Here is an 18905-nt window from a genome sequence, read left to right as displayed (position 1 = left end):
CTAGAGCCGTCCGCCCGGGCGGCGCAGGCGCAGGCGCGCGGTGGAGATGCTGCGAATCGGCCTGCGGCGCTGGGCGCGCCGCTGCGCCCGGCGTTCGGCGGGCTTGTGATCCCAGGTCTCCGGGCGGGCCGCCACCCAGCGCGCCGAATGCACGGCGAACGGGATATGCCCGAGATACAGCACCACCAGCGCCATCATCAGGATCAGCGGGTAGGTGACCAGCAGGGCGGCGGCCAGCGCCACCAGCACCAGCAGCACCGGCGCGGTGCGCGGGGCCACCGAGACCGATTTGATCGCCAGCGTCGGCAGCGTGCTCACACACAGCAGGCCGGTGAGCACCACCCACACCGCCACGGCAGGGAAGCTCACCCACCAGCCGTCGCCGAACTGCTCGGACAGCGCGATGGGCAGCAGCGCGATCAGCGCGCCCGCGGGCGCGGGCACACCGGTGAAGTACTCGCGCTGCCAATCCGGGCGGCTGTCATCGTCCATCAGGGTGTTGAAGCGGGCCAGCCGCAGCACCATGCAGACCGCGAACATGAGCGCGACGATCCAGCCGATGCTGTCCGCGTGCAGGAACGTCACATACAGCACCAGGGCGGGCGCGACGCCGAACGCGATGGCATCGGAGAGCGAATCGAGTTCCGCGCCCATCTTGGTGGTGGCGTCGAGCATGCGGGCGATGCGCCCGTCCAGCATGTCGAAGATGGCGGCCGCGCCGACCAGCGCCAGCGCGATCGCCAACTGACCCTGCATGGCGAACTTGACCGCCGAGAGCCCCGAGCACAGTCCCAGAATGGTGACCATGCTCGGCAGCAGCCGCACGGTGCGATTGCGAGCCGAGCGGCGCAGCGCCGGTGTCGGCGCGAGTTGTTCCATCATGAATCCAGTTCGGCCAGTACCGTTTCCGCGCCGATGGTGCGCTGCCCGGGCACCACCAGCAGTTTGGTCCCGGCCGGGAAGTAGGTGTCCACGCGCGAGCCGAACCGGATGAGCCCGTAGGTCTCGCCGATGGACAGCTTGTCGCCGATCTTGGGCTCGCAGACGATGCGCCGCGCCAGCAGTCCGGCGATCTGCACCACCACCAGGCGCTGCCCGTTCTCGGTCAGCACCACCATGCAGTTGCGCTCATTGGCGTCACTGGCCTCGGGCAGGTCCGCGGAGAGGAACTCGCCCTTCTTGTAGACGATGTTGTCGATGCTGCCGGAGATCGGCATGCGCTGCACGTGCACGTCCAGCACCGACAGGAAGATGCTCACGCGCGGAAGCGGCTGATCACCGAGATTCAACTCGGCGGGCGGCACGGCCGTATCCACCAGCGCCACTTCACCATCGGCGGGCGCGACGACCACGCCGGGGCGATTCGGCGGCACCCGATGCGGATGCCGGAAGAAGGTCGCGGTCGCCGCGGCCGCGAACAATCCCGTGCGCCGCACCCACTTACGCCGGAAACCCAGCACGGCGACCGCGAGCGGGGCCGCCACGAAGGGCAGACCGGCCGGGTGCAGCGGCGGGATGGCGGAGCGGACCAGGTCGGCGACGTGGCCGAGTCCGGTGGTTTCGGGAGTGCCGGGCGGGGTGGGACGGCGGGCCACAAGCTCCTCTTTCATGCGCGGGTAGGTGGGTTGCGCACCGCGATATCCACACTGTGCGCACCGCGCTCACACGATACGGGAAGGTGGCCCAGCACTCGCGTTCTCCGTCCCCTACACCATGGTGACCGGTCCGGCATCGGCGGCGAATTGTGAGGGAACGCACAACCATGAGAGGCTGTTCCGATTAATATGAGGGGGCCTCATGTCTGCGGCATTCGCGTCCCGCGGGGGGTGGGGAACCCGATGAAGGTCATGTTCGACGCGCAGTACATAGGAGATGCACCATGGCTGCTCGAATTGCCTCGATCAGCGGGGTAGAGCACACCGCAATGCTCGGGCTCGGCGTGTACCGCCCGGCTCGAATCGTCAGCAACGATGAGGTCGCCGGGCCGATCAATTCCACTGACGAGTGGATCCGGACCCGCTCCGGCATCCGCAACCGGCGCTTCGCGTCGGAAGACGAGACGATCATCAGCATGAGCGCCGCCGCCGCGCGTGACGCCATCGAAGCCGCCGAGATCGACGCGAGCACGATCGACTGCGTCATCGTCGCCACCTCGACCTGGCTGCTACTCACCCCGGCCGCGGCACCGCAGATCGCCACCGAACTCGGGCTCAACGGCATTGCCGCATTCGACATCTCGGCCGGTTGCGCCGGGTTCTGTCACGCGGTGGCGGTGGCCTCGGACCTGGTCAAGGGCGGCACCGCGCGCAATGTCCTGGTCATCGGCGTGGAACGGCTCACCGACACCATCAATCCGGCCGATCGCGGCACCGCGTTCCTGTTCGCGGACGGTGCGGGCGCGGTGATCGTCGGCGCGTCCGAGGAACCCGCCATCGGGCCGACGGTCTGGGGTTCGGACGGCACCCAGCATCACGCCATCCGCCAGGACAAGGACTGGATGGAATTCTTCCGCGAGATCGACGCGAAGGGCCTCGACGCCGTCCGCCCGTATCTCGCCATGGAGGGCACGGCCGTATTCCGCTGGGCCGCACACTCTTTGGAGAAGGTCTGCCGGGACGCCATCGACCGCGCGGGCCTGACCCCGGATGAGCTGGACGCCATGATCCCGCATCAGGCCAACGGGCGGATCATCGAGATCATGGCCCGGGTGCTGCACCTGCCGGACCACTGCGCCCTCGCCAACGACATCGAGGAGACCGGCAACACCTCGGCCGCCTCGATTCCGCTGGCCATGGAGGCGCTGCTGCGCCAGGGCGATGCCAAACCCGGCGGCACCGCCCTGCTCATCGCCTTCGGCGCGGGCCTGTCCTACGCGGCACAGGTTGTGACACTGCCGAATTGGCGGAGCCAGCCGGAACTGAGCACCCGGGAGGGCTAGCCGAGTTCCCAGACGACGGTGACATCGAAGGTCACCGTCTGCTGGCCCGGTTCCAGCGCGAAATCACCGGCGCTCGGGGCGGCCTGGCGCAACATCGGGGTGGGCCCGCCGCTGCTGCCCTCGTTGATCGTCTTGACGCTCTTCAACTTCAGCCCGGCCAGATCCGCGTACTGCTGCGCCCGCGCCTTGGCATCGTCGAAGGCGCGCGCCCGCGCGTCCGAGAGCAGTTTCGTATTGTCCTCGAGCCCGAACGCGACCGAGGAGATGCGAGTGTCATTGCCGCCCGCCTTCACCGCCGCGTCCAGGATGGCCGACGCCTTGGGCAGATCGCGCACCGCGATATGCACGGAATTGCTTGCCTTATAACCGATCACGGTGCGTCCCTCCGGCCCATAGGTGGGCTGCACGGAGAGTTCGCTGGTCTTCACGTCCTCGCGTTTGACCCCGGCGTTGACCATGGCGTCGGTCATGGCCTTGGCCTTGTCGTTCACCCCGTCGACCGCGGTGGACACATCCGCCGCGCTCACCTCGGCGCCGAGATCGGCATTGAGCACGTCCGGCACACCGGACACCTTGCCATTGCCGACCACCGTCACCGAACGGTCGCCGTCGGAACCACATCCGGTGAGCAGCAGCGCGAGTCCGGTGGCCGCGGCGCAGATCCCTATACGTCGTCGCATAACGCGAACCTACGCATCAGCCCCGCGGTCGAGGGGTAAACACGCACATCACTTCTCGACGGTCTGCTTGATCCTGCCGAGGGTTTCGTTCATACCGCTGACGAGGTTCGCCTCGAATACCTGTTCGCCGCCGAGGACGGCGTCGATCATCTTGCGCACGATCGGATTGACGCCGTTGGGGATATCGCGGCGCTGCACCAGATGGGTGCCGCCGTCGGCGGTGGGCTCCAGGGTGAAGCTCCAGATGGTGCGGTTCTCGTTCATCCGGAAGGCGATCGCGCGATTGGGCTCGAAGCGCACGATCCGCGAGGTGGTCGGATAGAACTTGGCCCCGTCACGATTGAGGTTGAGGGTCCAGGTGCCGGTCTTGGTCTTGCCGAGCGGCTGCATGCGCACGGTCGCGGGGCTGAATTCCGGCATGCGCTTGAGGTCGGAGACTACGTTCCAGACCTGTTCGGGCGCCGCGGCGATGTCGATGGTGGCTTCGAGAGTGTTCGGCAACGCTGCCTCCGAGAAGATGTGACTGTCAGTACTACGAATCCTAGTTCTGTACCGACATATCGGGTCAATCGAACATCGGGCGACCATCCGAACACTGAAAATCAACTAGATCACATTCCGGTGTTGCCGTACTGGCGAATGTAATGGGCAGCGCACAATGTGGGATAGACGAAATAACAGACAAGGCCACCAGCTTCCGATGCGAAACGTGAGGTGATCGGCCGTGAAACTGCGTTCGCTCCTGCATCGCAAGACCAGAGTCTCCGGCGGAAATGCCGAGACGGTCCCGCTCCTGCCCTTCGATGAGCGCGATGCTTCCCAGCTTCCCCGGCGACCCGGGCGATCAAAACCGAATGGTCAGTCCGAAGAACGACTGGAACGACTGCTCACCCCGAACGAGCTGGATCTGGTTCAGCACCACCGGATTTGACCGGGTGAGCACCCTCGAGCGCAGCCCCGCCCCGCAGCACCGTTCGCGCATGGCGGACATACAGGACCGATCCGACTTGCCTACGCGGCTCATACTCGTTAGGTGACTTCACCAGCTGCCGCCAAGCCGGCCATCCTCAGCGTGGACGACGACCCGGGCGTCTCACGTGCCGTGGTCCGTGACCTGCGCCGCCGGTACGGGGCCGATTACCGGATTCTGCGGGCGGAGTCGGGCGCGGACGCGCTCGAGGTACTTCGGGAATTGAAACTGCGCGGCCAGCCGGTCGCGGTCTTGATCGCGGACTATCGCATGCCGAATATGAACGGCGTCGAATTCCTGGAGCAGGCCATGGACCTGCACCCGTACGCGCGGCGGGTGCTGCTGACCGCGTACGCCGACACCGACGCGGCCATCGAGGCCATCAATGTGGTCGACCTCGACCACTACCTGCTCAAGCCGTGGGATCCGCCGGAGGAGAAGCTCTACCCGGTCATCGACGCGCTGCTCGACGCCTGGCGCAGCGATGACCACAAGCCCGTCACCGAGACCAAGGTGGTCGGGCACCGCTGGTCGGCCCGCTGCTCCGAGGTGCGGGAGTTCTTGGCGCGCAACCAGTTGCCCTACCGCTGGTACCAGGTCGACGAGCCCGAGGGCGCACGCCTGCTCACCGCGGCCGATGCCACCGAGGACGACTGCCCGGTGATCATCAACCAGGGCGGCGAGGTACTGCGCACGCCGACCGACGCGCAGCTCGCCGAGGCGGTCGGACTGAATATCGCGCCCGTCGACGAGTTCTACGACCTCATCGTGGTCGGCGGCGGACCCGCCGGACTGGGCGCGGCCGTGTACGGCGCGTCCGAGGGCCTGCGCACGGTGCTGGTGGAACGCACCGCCACCGGCGGCCAGGCGGGCCAGAGTTCGCGCATCGAGAACTACCTGGGCTTCCCGGACGGACTCTCCGGCGCGCAGCTCGCCGATCGCGCCCGGCGGCAGGCGGTGAAATTCGGGGCCGAACTCATCACCGCGCGTGAAGTGGTCTCGCTGGAACCGTGCGGTTCGGCGCGAGTGGTGAAATTCGCCGACGGCGGCAGCATCTCCGCGCACAGCGTGCTCATCGCCACCGGCGTCAACTACCGGCATCACCCCGCTCCCGGCGTTGACGATTTCACCGGGCGCGGCGTCTACTACGGCTCGGCCATGACCGAGGCGTCCGATTGCACCGATCGGGATATCTATATCGTCGGCGGCGCGAATTCGGCCGGGCAGGCGGCGGTCTACATGTCCCGGCACGCGCGCACCGTGCACATTCTGGTGCGCGCGGAATCCCTGGTGGATTCCATGTCGCACTACCTGATTCAGCAGATCGAGCAGATTCCGAACATCAAGGTGCACGCGCGCACCGAGGTCGTCTCCGCCGACGGTGACGATCACCTCGAACGCCTGGTGCTGCGCGATAACGCCACGGGCGTGGAAGAAAAGGTCGACGCCGAGCGTTTGTTCCTGTTCATCGGCGCCGCGCCGGAAACCGAATGGCTGGACGGCGTGGTGCATCGCGACGACAAGGGCTACGTGCTCGCCGGACCCGATCTCATGATCGACGGCAACAAGCCCGCGGGCTGGGAGCTGACCAGGTCGCCGCAACATCTGGAGACCAGCGTTCCCGGAGTTTTCGTGGCGGGCGACGTACGGTCGGAATCGGCGAAGCGAGTGGCATCGGCCGTGGGTGAGGGCGCGATGGCCGTCATGCTGGTGCACCGCTGGATCGCGAAACAGTAGGAGTTGAACCGTGGGACAGTCATTGATCTGTGATCCCGAGGAACTGCGGGACCTATTCCTGTTCGAGAAGCTGAACGACGAACAGCTGGCCTGGCTCTGCAAGGACGGCCGCGTCGAACGCTTCGAACCCGGTCTGGTGTACCGCGAAGGTGATCCGGGCACCTGCTTCTACGTGCTCATGGAGGGCGAGGTCCGGCTGACCAAGATGTCGGGCGGCGAGGAGATCGAACTCGTCCGCACCGATCATCACGGGTCCTATTCGGGCGCGTGGACCGCGTATATGGGCGATAAGGTCGACCAGCACTACGCCGGATCGTTCTACGTCACCAAGCCGTCCAAATTCTTCGTGCTGGACGCGGGCGTCTTCTCGAAGATGATGCAGGAATGGTTCCCGATGGCGGTGCATCTGCTGGAGGGCGTCTTCTTCGGCAATCGCAATGCCAATGAGCGCATCGGCCAGCGGGAGCGGCTGCTCGCGCTGGGCTCGCTGTCGGCGGGCCTGACGCACGAGCTGAACAATCCGGCCGCCGCCGCTGTGCGCGCCACGTCCGCCCTGCGCGAACGCGTGGCCGGAATGCGGCACAAGCTGAAGATGATGTCGCAGGGCAAGTTCGACTCCGCGACCATGGACGCGCTGGCCGGATTGCAGGAGGAGGCCGCCGCGCAGGTGGCCAAGGCTCCCACCCTCACGCCCATGGAGGCGGCCGACCGCGAGGACGAACTCGGCGATTGGCTCGAAGCGCACGATATCCGCAACGGCTGGGATATCGCGCCGACCTTCGTACAGGCCGGATTCGATATCGACTGGCTGGAGAAGGTGCACGGCACGCTCACCGGTTGTGAGGGCGCGGTTTTCGAGGGCGCGATCCGCTGGCTCAACTACACCGTCGAGACCGAACTGCTCATGAACGAGATCGCGGATTCCACCACCCGCATCTCCACGCTGGTGAACGCGGCGAAGCAGTATTCGCAGATGGATCGCGCGCCCTTCCAGGTCGTCGACATCCATGAACTGCTGGACAGCACGCTGGTCATGCTGGGCCGCAAGATCGGTGACGATATCCAGGTGGTCAAGGAGTACGACCACGCTCTGCCCGCGGTGCCCTGCTACGCCGCGGAACTGAATCAGGTGTGGACCAATCTGATCGACAACGCCATCTCGGCGATGGCCGGGCGGGGCACGCTCACCATTCGCACCTATCGTGAAGGTGACTGCGCCGCAGTGGAAATCGGCGACACCGGGCCGGGTGTGCCGCTGGAGATCCGCACCCGCATCTTCGAACCGTTCTTCACCACCAAGCCGGTCGGCGAGGGCACCGGCCTGGGCCTGGACATCTCCTTCCGCATCGTGGTGAACAAGCATCACGGCGATATCCGGGTGGAATCCGAACCTGGCGATACTCGGTTCATCGTGCGCCTGCCGCTGGAAGGCTCATCGGATGCGGTCGCACCTGAGAACATCGAAACAGCAAGCCCGGCAAGCTGATACAGGAGGCCAATGATGTCGGACAAGTCGGCGGAGATCGAGGGCATCGATCCCGGTGTGCCCCCGAGCGGTGCCGGATGCGTGGAATGCGACGCCAATGCGGGCTGGTGGCTGCACCTGCGCCGCTGCGCGCAGTGCGGGCATGTGGGCTGCTGTGACAGTTCACCGTCGCAGCACGCCTCCAAGCACGCCGCGAGCAGCGGACATCCGTTCGCGCAGAGCTATGAGCCCGGTGAGACCTGGTTCTACAACTATCAGACCGAGGATATGTACGGTGACGGGCCGGAATTGGCCGCGCCGCACCATCATCCGGCCACGCAGACGGTCCCCGGCCCGCGCGAGCGGGTGCCCGCGGATTGGCAGAGCCACCTGAACTGAGCGATCCGCTCCGATCGATGGCGTGTGAAAGCCCCTGGGAGATACTGTCTCCCAGGGGCTTTGCTCATTACTGAAGCGTGCGACTCATTCCTGCGGCGCGAGCTTCTGATCGGATAGGAACTCCAGCGCCAGATCCGCGACCGAATGCCAGCCGTGATCCGCGGCCATCGAATGACACCGCCCCTCCAGCAGCTTGAACTCGGTGACACCCGAATTCTTCTGCTGCAGTGTGTATTCCGACTGCACGATGGCCGCCGGAACGGTGCGGTCCTCGGTGCCCGCGATCAGCAGCAGTGGCCCGCGCGGGGCGAGCACGTCCACGGTTGCCTCGGATTTCGGGCTCACATTCGCCAGCGCCGCCTGGAACAGCGGTTTCACCGGAGCCGGAATCGCGTACTGCGCGAACAGCTGATCGGATTCCGCGCGCGGCACCGAATTGGCGAAGAAGCGGTGGTAACTGTCCGCGGTATGCGACCAGGTCTTGGACCGCAGCCACGGCTGCGCGAGAATCGGCCCGGCACTGCGCAATTGGGCGGGCGGCAACGCGTAGACGCCCTTGAACTGCGCCGGTGCGATGGCGACGCAGCCGATGGCGCTGCCCTGTGCCAGTAGTCGCTGCGCGATCAGGCCGCCGAAGGAATGGCCGATCACGATGGGCGGTGCGGGCAGGTCGGCGATGTATTTCGCGTACTGGTCGGTGATCTCCGCGATGCCGCGATTCGCGATCGCGTCCGGATTCGCGCGGGTGCTGCCGGGATCGGGTCCGTCGCCGGGCCAGCCGGGTGCGACGGTCGCGAATCCCGCGCGGTCGAAGTATTCGAGCCACGGGGTCCAGCTGTCGCTATGCATCCACAGACCGTGCACGAAGATGATGGGGGTTTTCGGTGCGGGCATGAGACCTCCTCTGGTTGAAGGTAATTCGTCTCATTTCGCCTCGTAATGACGATACGTGACGGCTATGGCCGGCACTGCCGGATTGCCTCGCACCCCGGTGCGCCGCCCCGCCGTGTCCGGGTACTCTGCTGCGAGCGCCGGGCCGGACCGGTGCGCGAACGGTCTCGGAAAAGGGTTATGAAACAGATTGCGATCGTCGCCCTCGCCGCGGGCGCGCTGGTACTGGGCCTCACCGGGTGTGGATCGGACAAGTCCACCGATGCGAGCGAGCTACGCAAGGAAACGTCCACCTCCGCCGCGGTCAAATCCGCCGCCCCGATAGCCTCGACCCCCGCCGCCCCGGTCGAGCCGCCCACCGCGGCTCCCGCGAGCACCGCCGCGGTCAAGCAGACCACCGCGCCCAACGGTGCGAAGACCACCTGCGGCGAATTCCGGAACCTGGACGGCGACACCGAGAAGCAGGTCATCCAGCAGGTGCTGGCCGCCAACCCGGGTTCCAAATTCGACGGCAGCCCCAATGTCGCCCTCGGCACCGCCAAACTCGCCTGCCTGGCCTCGGCCTACACCGACACCCCCGTCGCCAACGCCATCGGGGCGGCGAAATAGCACAGGGCGTAATGTCCAAGTCCAATCAGGTTGGGCGAGGACAGGTGAACCCATGGACGCCGGTGCAGTGGTGGAGTTCGAGCGGCACCGGCCGCGCCTGTTCGCGCTCGCGTACCGCATGTTCGGCTCCGCGAGCGAGGCCGAGGACGCCGTCCAGGAGACCTATCTGCGCTGGGCGGGCAGTGCCAACGCCGAAATCCGTTCCCCCGAAGCATGGTTGACCACCATCCTGGTGAATATCTGCCGCAATGCCCTGGATTCGGCCCGCGCCCGCCGCGAAACCTATGTCGGCTCGTGGCTTCCGGAACCGGTGGCGACCGGTGCGGGCGAACTCGGCCCGTTGGAATCGGTGGAGCAGCGCGAACTGGTCTCGCTGGCCTTCCTCACGCTGCTCGAACGCCTCACGCCCGCCGAGCGCGCGGTCTTCGTACTGCGTGAGGCCTTCGGCTACGCACACCGCGAGATCGCCGACATGCTGGAGCTGTCCGAGGCCAACTCCCAGCAGCTGTACCGCCGTGCCGCCCGGCACGTGCGCGAGGACCGCACCCGCTTCGATCCGGCGCCCGCGCACGCCTACGCCCTCATCGAAAAGTTCCTGACCGCAGCGCAATCCGGTGATGTGGGGGCGTTGGAAGCGATGTTCACCGCGGATATCGTCTCGGTCGCGGACGGCGGGGACAAGATCAACGCGGCCCGCCGCGCGGTGGTCGGGGCGAGCCGGGTGGCCCGCTACCTGGTCGGCCTGCTCTCCCGCGATTTCCCGGGACTGTCCCTCACCGCCGAGGATGTCAACGGCGCGCCCGCCCTGGTCGCCCGCACCGGCGATGCCGTTATCGGCGTGGTCGGCGTCGATTTCGCCGACGGCCAGGTATCCGCCCTCCACTTGGTCGTCAACCCCGACAAACTGGCCTACTTCCAGCGCGCCGACCACATCGCCTCCCGCACCGCCTGACCTACACAGCCGCGTCGGGCCATCGCCCCCGCGCACCCCGTCATCCCGGCGTGCTTGTGGCCCGGGATCCACACCCGGTGACGCGGCACACACCCCGGGGTTGTCAGGGATCGCGCCCCTATCCGGTCTAGAGGGTGTCGGAACCGGTGCGAGAGCCGGTCCAGCCGGAAGGAGTCGGTCCCATGACCACAGCACATCGAGTCGTCGTCCTGGGCGCGGGATACGCGGGTTTGTCGGCGGCACGCCAGGCCGCGAAGGCGAAAGGCGTGCGCGTCACCGTCATCGACGCGCGGCCGGAACTCGTGGAGCGGGTGCGGCTGCATCAGGCGCTGACCGGGCAGGAGATCGCCCGCTGGGATCTCGGAGAACTGCTGGAGCGCAAAGGTATCGAGTTCGTGCAGGCCAGGGTGCGCACCATCGACACCGCCGAGCGCGTCGTGCGCCTCGAGGGTGATTGGTCGGTGTCCTACGACTCGCTCATCTACGCCCTGGGCAGTCACGCCGATACCAGCGCGGTTCCCGGAGCCACTGAATACGCGTATCCGATCGCGACCCCGGAGGATGTGGCGCGGATTCCGGCCTTGTCCGGCAGCGTCGCGGTGGTCGGCGGCGGCTCCACCGGTATCGAGACCGCCACCGAACTGGCCGAGGCCCGCCCGGATCTGGAGGTGCACCTGGTCAGCGCGGAGGAGCCGGGAGCCTGGCTTTCACCCAAGGCGCACAAGCACATTCGCGCGGTGCTGGATCGGCTCGGCGTGCGAGTGCATTCCGGTGCGAAGGTCGCGGCGGTCACCGCGCGCGGTCTCGAACTGGTCGACGGCACCCAGCTGCCCGCCGAAACAGTGCTCTGGACAACGGGTTTCGCGGTCCCCGCGGTCGCGGCGGATTCGGGCCTGGCGGTGGACGCCCGCGGCCGGGTGCTGGTCGACGCCGAACTCCGTTCCCGGTCGCATCCGGAGATCTACGTCGCGGGCGATGCCGCGGTGGTCGCCGGTCCCGCCGAGCGTGATCTCCGCATGGCGTGCGCCACCGCGCTGCCCACCGGGAAGTACGCGGCCACCGCGCTTACCGCTCGCCTGGCCGGAAAGACGCCCGCGCCGTGGAGTTTCCGCTACCACCTCCAGTGCATCAGCCTGGGTCGCCGCGACGGGGTCGTCCAATTCGTCCGCGCCGATGATTCCCCAGCTCGCACGGTGCTGACCGGCCGGACCGGGGCCTGGGTCAAGGAGCAGATCGTCAACGGTGCGATCCGCATGGCGGCGAAGCCCTGAATTCGCCGAATATTTCGTCAACCAAAGGTTGACCACAATCGCGTGGTCAACCTACAGTTGACGCATGACGAATCCCTTCCGCCTCGACGATCTGATCGACGGCATCAAGAAAGCCCGCCCCGACAACGCCCTGGAACAGCTCTCCGACGCGGTCGTGCTCGCTGGACACCTCGGTGACCTGGCCGATCATCTGATCGGCCATTTCGTCGATCAGGCCCGCCGCTCCGGCGCCTCCTGGACCGATATCGGCGGCAGCATGGGCGTCACCAAGCAGGCCGCGCAGAAGCGTTTCGTCCCGAAGAACCCGGGCGACGCGGCCGCCGCGACCATGGATCCGAGCGCCGGTTTCGCCCGCTTCACCCCGCGCGCCCGCAAGGTCGTGGTCGGTGCGCAGGAGGAAGCTCGCGATGCGAGCAATGCCGAGATCACCCCCGAACATCTCGTGCTCGGTCTGCTGCACGAGCCGGAATCGCTTGCCGTGCATGTCATTCAGGGCAAGGGCGTGAGCGTCGACGCCGTCCGCCGGGTGGCCACCGCGGCCCTGCCCGCGAGCGCGGACGCCATCCCGGCGTTGATTCCCTTCGATTCTCAGGCCAAGAAGGTTCTGGAACTCACCTTCCGCGAGGCACTTCGCCTGGGCCACAACTACGTCGGCACCGAGCATCTGCTGCTCGCACTGCTCGAAACGGAGGCCGGTAGCGGTGTGTTGTCCGGTCTGGGTCTGGAGAAGGAGGGCGTGTCCGAGGACCTCGCGCAACTGCTCGCCTCGCTGCCCGTTCCGGCCGAAGACTCGCAATAAACCCCGCCTCACCCGTCCCAGTGGCCACGCCCGATACCATGTGGGTATGGCGGACGAGGAAATCTCCGACCTGGTTGCCGGGGAAAAGCGCAGCGATCTGGTGCGCGCGCTCTCCTATGTCTCCATGGAAGACGCTCCTGACGGCGGCACCATCGTCAACGGCGACCTCCCACCGGACATCGCCCCGGCCTTCGTCCGGGCCATCATGCGCATCGAAGCCGAGCTCCTGCTGAACGACGCCGAACTGGTCACCATCGATCAGGGCGAGCCGCGCACCCCCGAGGAACGCCGCACCGACGCCCTGATCGCCCTTCTCCTACGGGTCGACGACCGTCTGGTGCGCTAGCGCACTCCCGGAATCTCCCATCCCCCTCCCGGGGGTTTGGGGGCGTAGCCCCCGGGACCTGGCGTCAGCGCCCTCCCCGACCTTGCACTCCAGGGGTGTGAGTGCTAGAAATGGCTTTGGCACTCCTGACCTGTGAGTGCTAGGTCGGGACGGTGAGGCCCAACAAGGTCGTCCGTCGCGGGCACCGCGCCTGGCCAGATCGTGTCAATCCCCTGATCTGGAGGATCTCAACGCAATGGCCAAGACAATTGCGTACGACGAAGAGGCTCGCCGCGGTCTCGAGCGGGGTCTGAACGCCCTGGCCGACGCTGTCAAGGTGACGCTGGGCCCGAAGGGCCGCAACGTCGTGCTGGAGAAGAAGTGGGGCGCCCCCACCATCACCAACGATGGTGTCTCCATCGCCAAGGAAATCGAGCTCGAGGATCCGTACGAGAAGATCGGCGCGGAGCTCGTCAAGGAAGTTGCCAAGAAGACGGACGACGTCGCTGGCGACGGCACCACCACCGCCACCGTGCTCGCCCAGGCGCTGGTACGCGAAGGCCTGCGCAATGTCGCGGCCGGCGCGAACCCGCTGGGTCTGAAGCGTGGCATCGAGAAGGCCGTCGAGGCCGTCACCGTTCGCCTCCTCGCCACCGCCAAGGAGGTCGAGACCAAGGAGCAGATCGCCGCTACCGCCGGTATCTCGGCCGGCGACTCGTCCATCGGTGAGCTCATCGCCGAGGCCATGGACAAGGTCGGCAAGGAAGGTGTCATCACCGTCGAGGAGAGCAACACCTTCGGGCTCCAGCTGGAGCTGACCGAGGGCATGCGCTTCGACAAGGGCTACATCTCGGGTTACTTCGTCACCGACCCGGAGCGTCAGGAAGCCTCCCTGGAGGATCCCTACATCCTGCTCGTCGGTTCGAAGATCTCGACCGTCAAGGACCTGCTGCCGCTGCTGGAGAAGGTCATCCAGGCCGGCAAGCCGCTGCTGATCATCGCCGAAGACGTTGAGGGCGAAGCGCTTTCGACCCTGGTCGTGAACAAGATCCGTGGCACCTTCAAGTCCATCGCCGTCAAGGCGCCGGGCTTCGGTGACCGTCGCAAGGCCATGCTGGCCGATATCGCCATCCTCACCGGTGGCGAGGTCATCAGCGAAGAGGTCGGCCTCTCCCTGGAGACCGCCGGCATCGAGCTGCTGGGCCAGGCCCGCAAGGTCGTCATCACCAAGGACGAGACCACCATCGTCGAGGGCGCGGGCGACCCGGAGGCCATCAAGGGCCGCGTGGCGCAGATCCGCACCGAGATCGAGAACTCGGACTCGGATTACGACCGTGAGAAGCTGCAGGAGCGGCTGGCCAAGCTGGCCGGCGGCGTCGCGGTCATCAAGGCCGGTGCCGCCACCGAGGTCGAGCTCAAGGAGCGCAAGCACCGCATCGAAGATGCCGTGCGCAACGCCAAGGCCGCCGTCGAAGAGGGCATCGTCGCCGGTGGTGGCGTGGCCCTGCTGCAGTCGGCTCCGGCTCTGGACGAGCTGTCGCTGACCGGTGACGAGGCCACCGGCGCGAACATCGTTCGCGTCGCGCTGTCCGCGCCGCTGAAGCAGATCGCCTTCAACGCGGGCCTGGAGCCCGGCGTCGTCGCCGAGAAGGTCACCAACCTGCCCGACGGCCACGGCCTGAACGCCGCGACCAACGAGTACGAGGACCTGCTGGCCGCCGGCGTTGCCGACCCGGTCAAGGTCACCCGCTCGGCGCTGCAGAACGCCGCGTCCATCGCCGCGCTGTTCCTCACCACCGAGGCCGTTGTCGCCGACAAGCCGGAGAAGGCCGCCCCCGCGGGCGACCCGACCGGTGGCATGGGTGGCATGGACTTCTGAGTCCTGCCTTCCGGCAACACTTTTCGAACTGGGAGCCGGTTCGCCTGCGGGCGAGCCGGCTTCCGGCGTTTCCGGGTCACGGACCCGGCGAAAAAATTCGTGGAAAAAACTTCACCGGCTGTGTCGATCCGCGTCCTTCCCTATTCGACCTTGTGGTGAAAGGGTCCGAACGGGACCCGTCGACCTGAGGAGTACAGAGCCATGAAGTACATGCTGATTTTCCGGGCCACCGACGAAGCGCTGGGAAGCATGATGACCGCCGATTTCACCGAGGTCATCAACAGCGTCGGCGCCTACAACGACGAGATGATCCGCGCGGGTGTGCTGCTCGCCGCCGAGGGCCTGGACGATCCGTCCGAGGGCGTGGTCATCGACTTCTCCTCCGAAACCCCGGTGATCACCGACGGTCCGTACGGCGAGACCAAGGAACTGTTCGGCGGCTTCTACATCCTGAATGTGGCGTCCAAGCAGGAGGCCATCGAATGGGCCAAGCGATCGCCGATGACAGGTCCGGGGTTCAAGACCGAGATTCGCCGGGTCACCACCATCGATGAGTTTCCGCAGGACAACGAGTGGATTCAGAAGGAACGCAAGTGGCGTGAGGCCACCGGTCAGCTCTGAGCGACACCGCTGATGACCGATCCCGCAGGCCGCGAGCCCACCGCCACGGGCCGCGAGGCCGTCGCCGCCATCTGGCGGATCGAGTCGGCGCGAATCGTCGGTGCGCTCGCGCGCTATACCGGCGATTTCGCGCTGGCCGAGGATCTCGCGCAGGAGGCGCTGGCCGAAGCGCTGGTGACCTGGCCGCGCGAGGGAGTGCCGCGCAATCCGGCGGCCTGGTTGCTGACCGTCGGCCGCCGCCGCGCGATCGACGGCTTCCGCCGGAGGTCCGCACTCGATGAGCGGTACTCCGCGCTGGCCCGTGACCTGGGTGAGGGCGAGGCCGTATCGGGCGCGGCCGCGACAGAACCGGCGGCGGATGCCGATGTGCTGTGGGATCCGGACCAGATCGACGACGATGTGCTGGCGCTGATCTTCATCTCCTGTCATCCGGTGCTGTCCCGTGAGGCCCGGGTGGCGCTCACCCTGCGGGTGGTGGGCGGTCTGACCAGCGATGAGATCGCCAAGGCGTTCCTGGTTCCAACCGCCACCGTGCAGGCCCGCATCACCCGGGCGAAGAAAACCCTCGGGGCGGCGCGGGTTCCGTTCGAGGTGCCGCCCGCCGCCGAGCGGGCGGCACGCCTCGGATCGGTGCTGAGCGTGGTCTATCTGATCTTCACCGAGGGCTCCTCGGCCAGTTCGGGCGGCGATCTGATCCGCTTCGATCTGGCTGGTGAGGCGCGGCGGCTGGCGCGCGTGCTGACCCATCTGGTGCCGAATGAGCCTGAGGCGCACAGTCTTTCGGCGCTGCTGGAATTGACGGCGGCGCGTTTTCCGGCTCGCACCGGCCCGGACGGTGAGCCGGTGCTGCTGGAGGATCAGGATCGCCGCCGCTGGGATCGAGCCGCGATCCGCCGCGGCCGGGCCGCATTGGCGCGCGCCGGTCAGCTCGGCCGGGGTTTGGGTGCGTATGGCTTGCAGGCCGCGATCGCCGAATGCCATGCCGTCGCACCGACCGTCGATGCCACGAATTGGGAGCGCACAGTGCTGCTCTACGAGGCGCTCGGCAGGCTCATGCCGTCCCCGATCGTCGATCTCAATCGTGCGGTGGCGGTATCGATGGCGCAGGGTCCGGCGGCGGCCCTGCCGATCGTCGATGAACTGCTGGCCGCCGACGCGCTGCCGAATTCGCATCTGCTCCCGGCCGTCCGCGGCGAGCTGCTCATCCGCCTGGATCGGACCGATGAGGCGCGCGATGAGCTCGAGCGGGCCGCGAAACTCTGCGCGAACGACCGAGAGCGGGACCTGCTGTTACGCAAGGTCACCGCTCTCGATTGATGCCTGCGCCGTTGTAAATCGTTGCAGGGCAACAGTATTGAGTTCTCGGATAGGTTTCAGAGCACCTGGGAGAAGCGCAGGTGGTTGCCCCACGGGTCGAGGAAGCCGCAGTCGCGCATGCCGTACGGCTGGTCGATGAGGGGCTGGTCGACCCGAACGCCCGCTTCCTGGAGTTGGTTGAACAGTGCGGTGACATCCTCGACGCGGAAGATCAGGGTGCCCTGCGCACCGCTGGCGAGCCGGGCCGCGGCGGCCGCCGACGCTTCGGGGGTGGGGTTCATCGCCGGGTTCTCGATGATGAATTCGATGGTGGGCTGGGCGGCGGGGCCGACGGTGAGCCAGCGGCCGCCGGGGAACGCCATGTCCTGCCGGACTTCCAGGCCGATGACATCGCGGTAGAACTCGAGGGCCTTGTCCTGGTCGTCGACCAGCAGTGAGACGTGGGTGAGGGCGAGGTCGGTGCTCATGGGCTGCTCTTTTCTGTGCTCGAACTGGGAACATCGGTACTGACGTCCGACCCTGCCGAAACTAATCGGTGCACTCGAGCTTTCTCTGAATTCCCGATGAGTTCCCTGGGAATGAGATTCCGCTGGACTTTTCGTGATACGAGCGGTCAAGATCAGATCCGGTCTTGCAAATGAGGCCGTTTCTGATGGGGAGTACTGAATGTTTGCAATGGGCAAGGTTGCCCTGGGCCTGGCCGCCGTCGCGACGCTGGCCGGAGCCATGGTTGGCGCTGGGTCCGCCAACGCCGAGGCTGGCCCGGACGGCAGCCTCTACGGTTCGATCGCCATCCTCGAGTACACCGATGACACCGAGGACTGGCACGCCGCCTACAACTACCCGAACTGGGAAGAGGCGGACCGCGACGCGCTCAGCGACTGCGGCGATTCCACGTACTGCCACATCGCGGTGCGTTTCAAGGATGGTTGCGGCGCCGTCGCCAAGACCTCCGGTTCGAACGCGCGCTACTTCTGGGGCACCGCGCCGACCCGCTTCGAGGCCGAGCGTCAGGCGATCGCGGGCGCTACTCGCCCGGGCACGATGAGTTCCGCGGGCAGCCAGGGCATCCTGGTTGTCTCCAAGTGCACGGGTAACGCGAACTGATCTCAGCTGGATCTGATTTTCGCGTTTCCACGAAGGCCGGTTCACCCACTGGGTGAGCCGGCCTTCGGCGTTGCCGGGGGAGTCATCGTCCGGGATGTCGTTCGGAGAGTGCGGCCGCGGCGTCGATGGGCCGGATGCCGAGCAGGGTGGCGGCCGCCGCGATCCCGGTGCGGGCGTCAGCGTCATCCGCTCGGGTGGTGTCGTAGAGCAGTTCCACCAATTCGATCGCGGCGAGCGCCTGTTCCCGGGTGAGCAGTCGCCCGGGCAGCCAGCTGACTCGCCACTGTGCCTCACCCTCGCGATGTATTCGCTCCGCGAACTCGCCGATGACACCGCTCGTTATCGACCAATCGCAGACGTACACACGAACAAGGGTGCGCTTCGGCCGCGCATCGGTAAGACCATTCGTTCGGATTGCCCGGTTCAAGCCTCTGACCAGCCGATTTGACTTCGTTCGTAGCGACACGTAACTTATTCCAGGTCAGAGCGACACGGACACCGACCCGGAGCCCCAAGGGCCTGGGAAACGAGGTTGTACGAGGAGCGCCTGACAGTCACACTAGCTCCACTGACCAGCGGATTTGGTTCTGCTGCGATGTAAGAGCTAAGCTGTAAAAGTTGCCTCAGAGACTGACCGGGACAAAGAGCCCGCGAAGTTCTGTGTGCGTGTGTTCTTTGAGAACTCAATAGTGTGTCGATGAATGTCAGTGCCAATAATTTATTGGTTCCGGCCTTCCACACCCCCGTGTGAGGAGGTTCGGACATTTAGTCAGCAAATACTTTTGCTGGCGTTTGATTTTGCCAAGGTTTTCGGACTCTGGTTAATTCTTCCAATTACTGCTTCGGCAGCGATTGAGAGTCTTCAACGGAGAGTTTGATCCTGGCTCAGGACGAACGCTGGCGGCGTGCTTAACACATGCAAGTCGAGCGGTAAGGCCCTTCGGG

At 66.3% G+C, this 18905-nt stretch carries 20 protein-coding genes and 1 rRNA gene; 14 read left to right on the top strand and 7 right to left on the bottom strand.

What is annotated here, in order from left to right:
- On the bottom strand, positions 1 to 879 hold the full coding sequence (pssA, locus tag ACFC0O_RS22315) for a CDP-diacylglycerol--serine O-phosphatidyltransferase (RefSeq protein WP_375963719.1): 879 nt from the start codon (positions 877 to 879) through the stop codon (positions 1 to 3).
- The gene (locus tag ACFC0O_RS22310; RefSeq protein ID WP_364649842.1) at positions 879 to 1595 is read right to left on the bottom strand and encodes a phosphatidylserine decarboxylase; all 717 of its coding nucleotides are present in this window, start codon (positions 1593 to 1595) and stop codon (positions 879 to 881) included. Before ACFC0O_RS22310 ends, pssA begins: the two co-directional genes overlap by 1 nt.
- Positions 1596 to 1879: 284 nt before the next feature.
- Between ACFC0O_RS22310 and ACFC0O_RS22305 the strand changes: the two genes are divergently transcribed.
- Positions 1880 to 2938: a beta-ketoacyl-ACP synthase III gene (locus ACFC0O_RS22305; protein ID WP_375960838.1), complete on the top strand. Its 1059-nt coding sequence runs from the start codon at positions 1880 to 1882 to the stop codon at positions 2936 to 2938.
- Here ACFC0O_RS22305 and ACFC0O_RS22300 read toward each other — a convergent pair.
- Together ACFC0O_RS22300 and ACFC0O_RS22295 are read right to left on the bottom strand one after the other, a co-directional pair.
- The gene (locus ACFC0O_RS22300) at positions 2935 to 3618 is read right to left on the bottom strand and encodes an SIMPL domain-containing protein (protein WP_364649597.1); all 684 of its coding nucleotides are present in this window, start codon (positions 3616 to 3618) and stop codon (positions 2935 to 2937) included. The two genes, ACFC0O_RS22305 and ACFC0O_RS22300, sit on opposite strands and share 4 nt — an antisense overlap.
- Before the next feature lie 48 nt (positions 3619 to 3666).
- Positions 3667 to 4119: an SRPBCC family protein gene (locus ACFC0O_RS22295; protein WP_375960836.1), complete on the bottom strand. Its 453-nt coding sequence runs from the start codon at positions 4117 to 4119 to the stop codon at positions 3667 to 3669.
- Positions 4120 to 4651: 532 nt separating this feature from the next.
- Here ACFC0O_RS22295 and ACFC0O_RS22290 point away from each other — a divergent pair.
- The 3 genes from ACFC0O_RS22290 to ACFC0O_RS22280 are packed head-to-tail and all read left to right on the top strand — an operon-like array spanning position 4652 to position 8189.
- Positions 4652 to 6325, top strand: coding sequence for an FAD-dependent oxidoreductase (locus ACFC0O_RS22290; RefSeq protein WP_375960834.1), 1674 nt, complete (start codon positions 4652 to 4654; stop codon positions 6323 to 6325).
- Positions 6326 to 6335: 10 nt separating this feature from the next.
- Entirely contained in the window at positions 6336 to 7811 is a 1476-nt protein-coding gene (locus tag ACFC0O_RS22285) for an ATP-binding protein (protein WP_375960833.1), read from the top strand.
- 15 nt (positions 7812 to 7826) lie between these two features.
- The gene (locus tag ACFC0O_RS22280) at positions 7827 to 8189 is read left to right on the top strand and encodes a UBP-type zinc finger domain-containing protein (protein ID WP_375960831.1); all 363 of its coding nucleotides are present in this window, start codon (positions 7827 to 7829) and stop codon (positions 8187 to 8189) included.
- A gap of 84 nt (positions 8190 to 8273) precedes the next feature.
- On the opposite strand, the gene ACFC0O_RS22275 is transcribed toward ACFC0O_RS22280, so the two are convergent.
- Positions 8274 to 9083 carry an alpha/beta hydrolase gene (locus ACFC0O_RS22275; RefSeq protein WP_375960829.1) on the bottom strand — a complete coding sequence of 270 codons (810 nt, stop codon included), beginning with the start codon at positions 9081 to 9083 and terminating at the stop codon, positions 8274 to 8276.
- A 177-nt stretch (positions 9084 to 9260) separates the two neighbouring features.
- Between ACFC0O_RS22275 and ACFC0O_RS22270 the strand changes: the two genes are divergently transcribed.
- The 8 genes from ACFC0O_RS22270 (at position 9261) to ACFC0O_RS22235 (ending at position 16853) form a co-directional block, all read left to right on the top strand.
- A complete protein-coding gene (locus tag ACFC0O_RS22270) occupies positions 9261 to 9689 on the top strand; it encodes a hypothetical protein (protein ID WP_375960827.1) in 429 nt (142 codons plus the stop codon).
- A gap of 52 nt (positions 9690 to 9741) precedes the next feature.
- A complete protein-coding gene (locus tag ACFC0O_RS22265) occupies positions 9742 to 10641 on the top strand; it encodes an RNA polymerase sigma-70 factor (protein ID WP_375960825.1) in 900 nt (299 codons plus the stop codon).
- Positions 10642 to 10823: 182 nt separating this feature from the next.
- Complete coding sequence (locus tag ACFC0O_RS22260) at positions 10824 to 11912, top strand: NAD(P)/FAD-dependent oxidoreductase (RefSeq protein ID WP_375960824.1); 1089 nt, start codon at positions 10824 to 10826, stop codon at positions 11910 to 11912.
- Between the two features lie 64 nt (positions 11913 to 11976).
- Positions 11977 to 12711 (top strand): Clp protease N-terminal domain-containing protein, encoded by a 735-nt coding sequence (locus ACFC0O_RS22255; protein ID WP_375960822.1) that lies wholly within the window; start codon positions 11977 to 11979, stop codon positions 12709 to 12711.
- 46 nt (positions 12712 to 12757) lie between these two features.
- The gene (locus tag ACFC0O_RS22250; RefSeq protein WP_364649566.1) at positions 12758 to 13057 is read left to right on the top strand and encodes a hypothetical protein; all 300 of its coding nucleotides are present in this window, start codon (positions 12758 to 12760) and stop codon (positions 13055 to 13057) included.
- Between the two features lie 235 nt (positions 13058 to 13292).
- Complete coding sequence (gene groL, locus ACFC0O_RS22245; RefSeq protein ID WP_375960820.1) at positions 13293 to 14915, top strand: chaperonin GroEL; 1623 nt, start codon at positions 13293 to 13295, stop codon at positions 14913 to 14915.
- A 201-nt stretch (positions 14916 to 15116) separates the two neighbouring features.
- Entirely contained in the window at positions 15117 to 15536 is a 420-nt protein-coding gene (locus ACFC0O_RS22240; protein WP_375960818.1) for a YciI family protein, read from the top strand.
- 12 nt (positions 15537 to 15548) lie between these two features.
- Positions 15549 to 16853, top strand: a complete 1305-nt coding sequence (locus ACFC0O_RS22235; RefSeq protein WP_375960816.1) for an RNA polymerase sigma factor — start codon at positions 15549 to 15551, stop codon at positions 16851 to 16853.
- A gap of 56 nt (positions 16854 to 16909) precedes the next feature.
- On the opposite strand, the gene ACFC0O_RS22230 is transcribed toward ACFC0O_RS22235, so the two are convergent.
- Positions 16910 to 17320 (bottom strand): VOC family protein, encoded by a 411-nt coding sequence (locus ACFC0O_RS22230; RefSeq protein WP_375960814.1) that lies wholly within the window; start codon positions 17318 to 17320, stop codon positions 16910 to 16912.
- A 208-nt stretch (positions 17321 to 17528) separates the two neighbouring features.
- On the opposite strand from ACFC0O_RS22230, the gene ACFC0O_RS22225 reads away from it, so the two are divergent.
- A complete protein-coding gene (locus ACFC0O_RS22225) occupies positions 17529 to 17960 on the top strand; it encodes a DUF4189 domain-containing protein (protein ID WP_375960812.1) in 432 nt (143 codons plus the stop codon).
- A gap of 82 nt (positions 17961 to 18042) precedes the next feature.
- On the opposite strand, the gene ACFC0O_RS22220 is transcribed toward ACFC0O_RS22225, so the two are convergent.
- Positions 18043 to 18324: a hypothetical protein gene (locus ACFC0O_RS22220; protein ID WP_375960810.1), complete on the bottom strand. Its 282-nt coding sequence runs from the start codon at positions 18322 to 18324 to the stop codon at positions 18043 to 18045.
- Between the two features lie 498 nt (positions 18325 to 18822).
- Between ACFC0O_RS22220 and ACFC0O_RS22215 the strand changes: the two genes are divergently transcribed.
- Positions 18823 to 18905, top strand: a 16S ribosomal RNA gene (locus tag ACFC0O_RS22215); the annotation flags it as partial.

This window comes from Nocardia sp. NPDC056100, assembly GCF_042266325.1.
GTDB lineage: Bacteria > Actinomycetota > Actinomycetes > Mycobacteriales > Mycobacteriaceae > Nocardia.
Note: the sequence above shows the minus strand (reverse complement) of the source record. Positions and strands in the feature narration are given on the sequence as shown.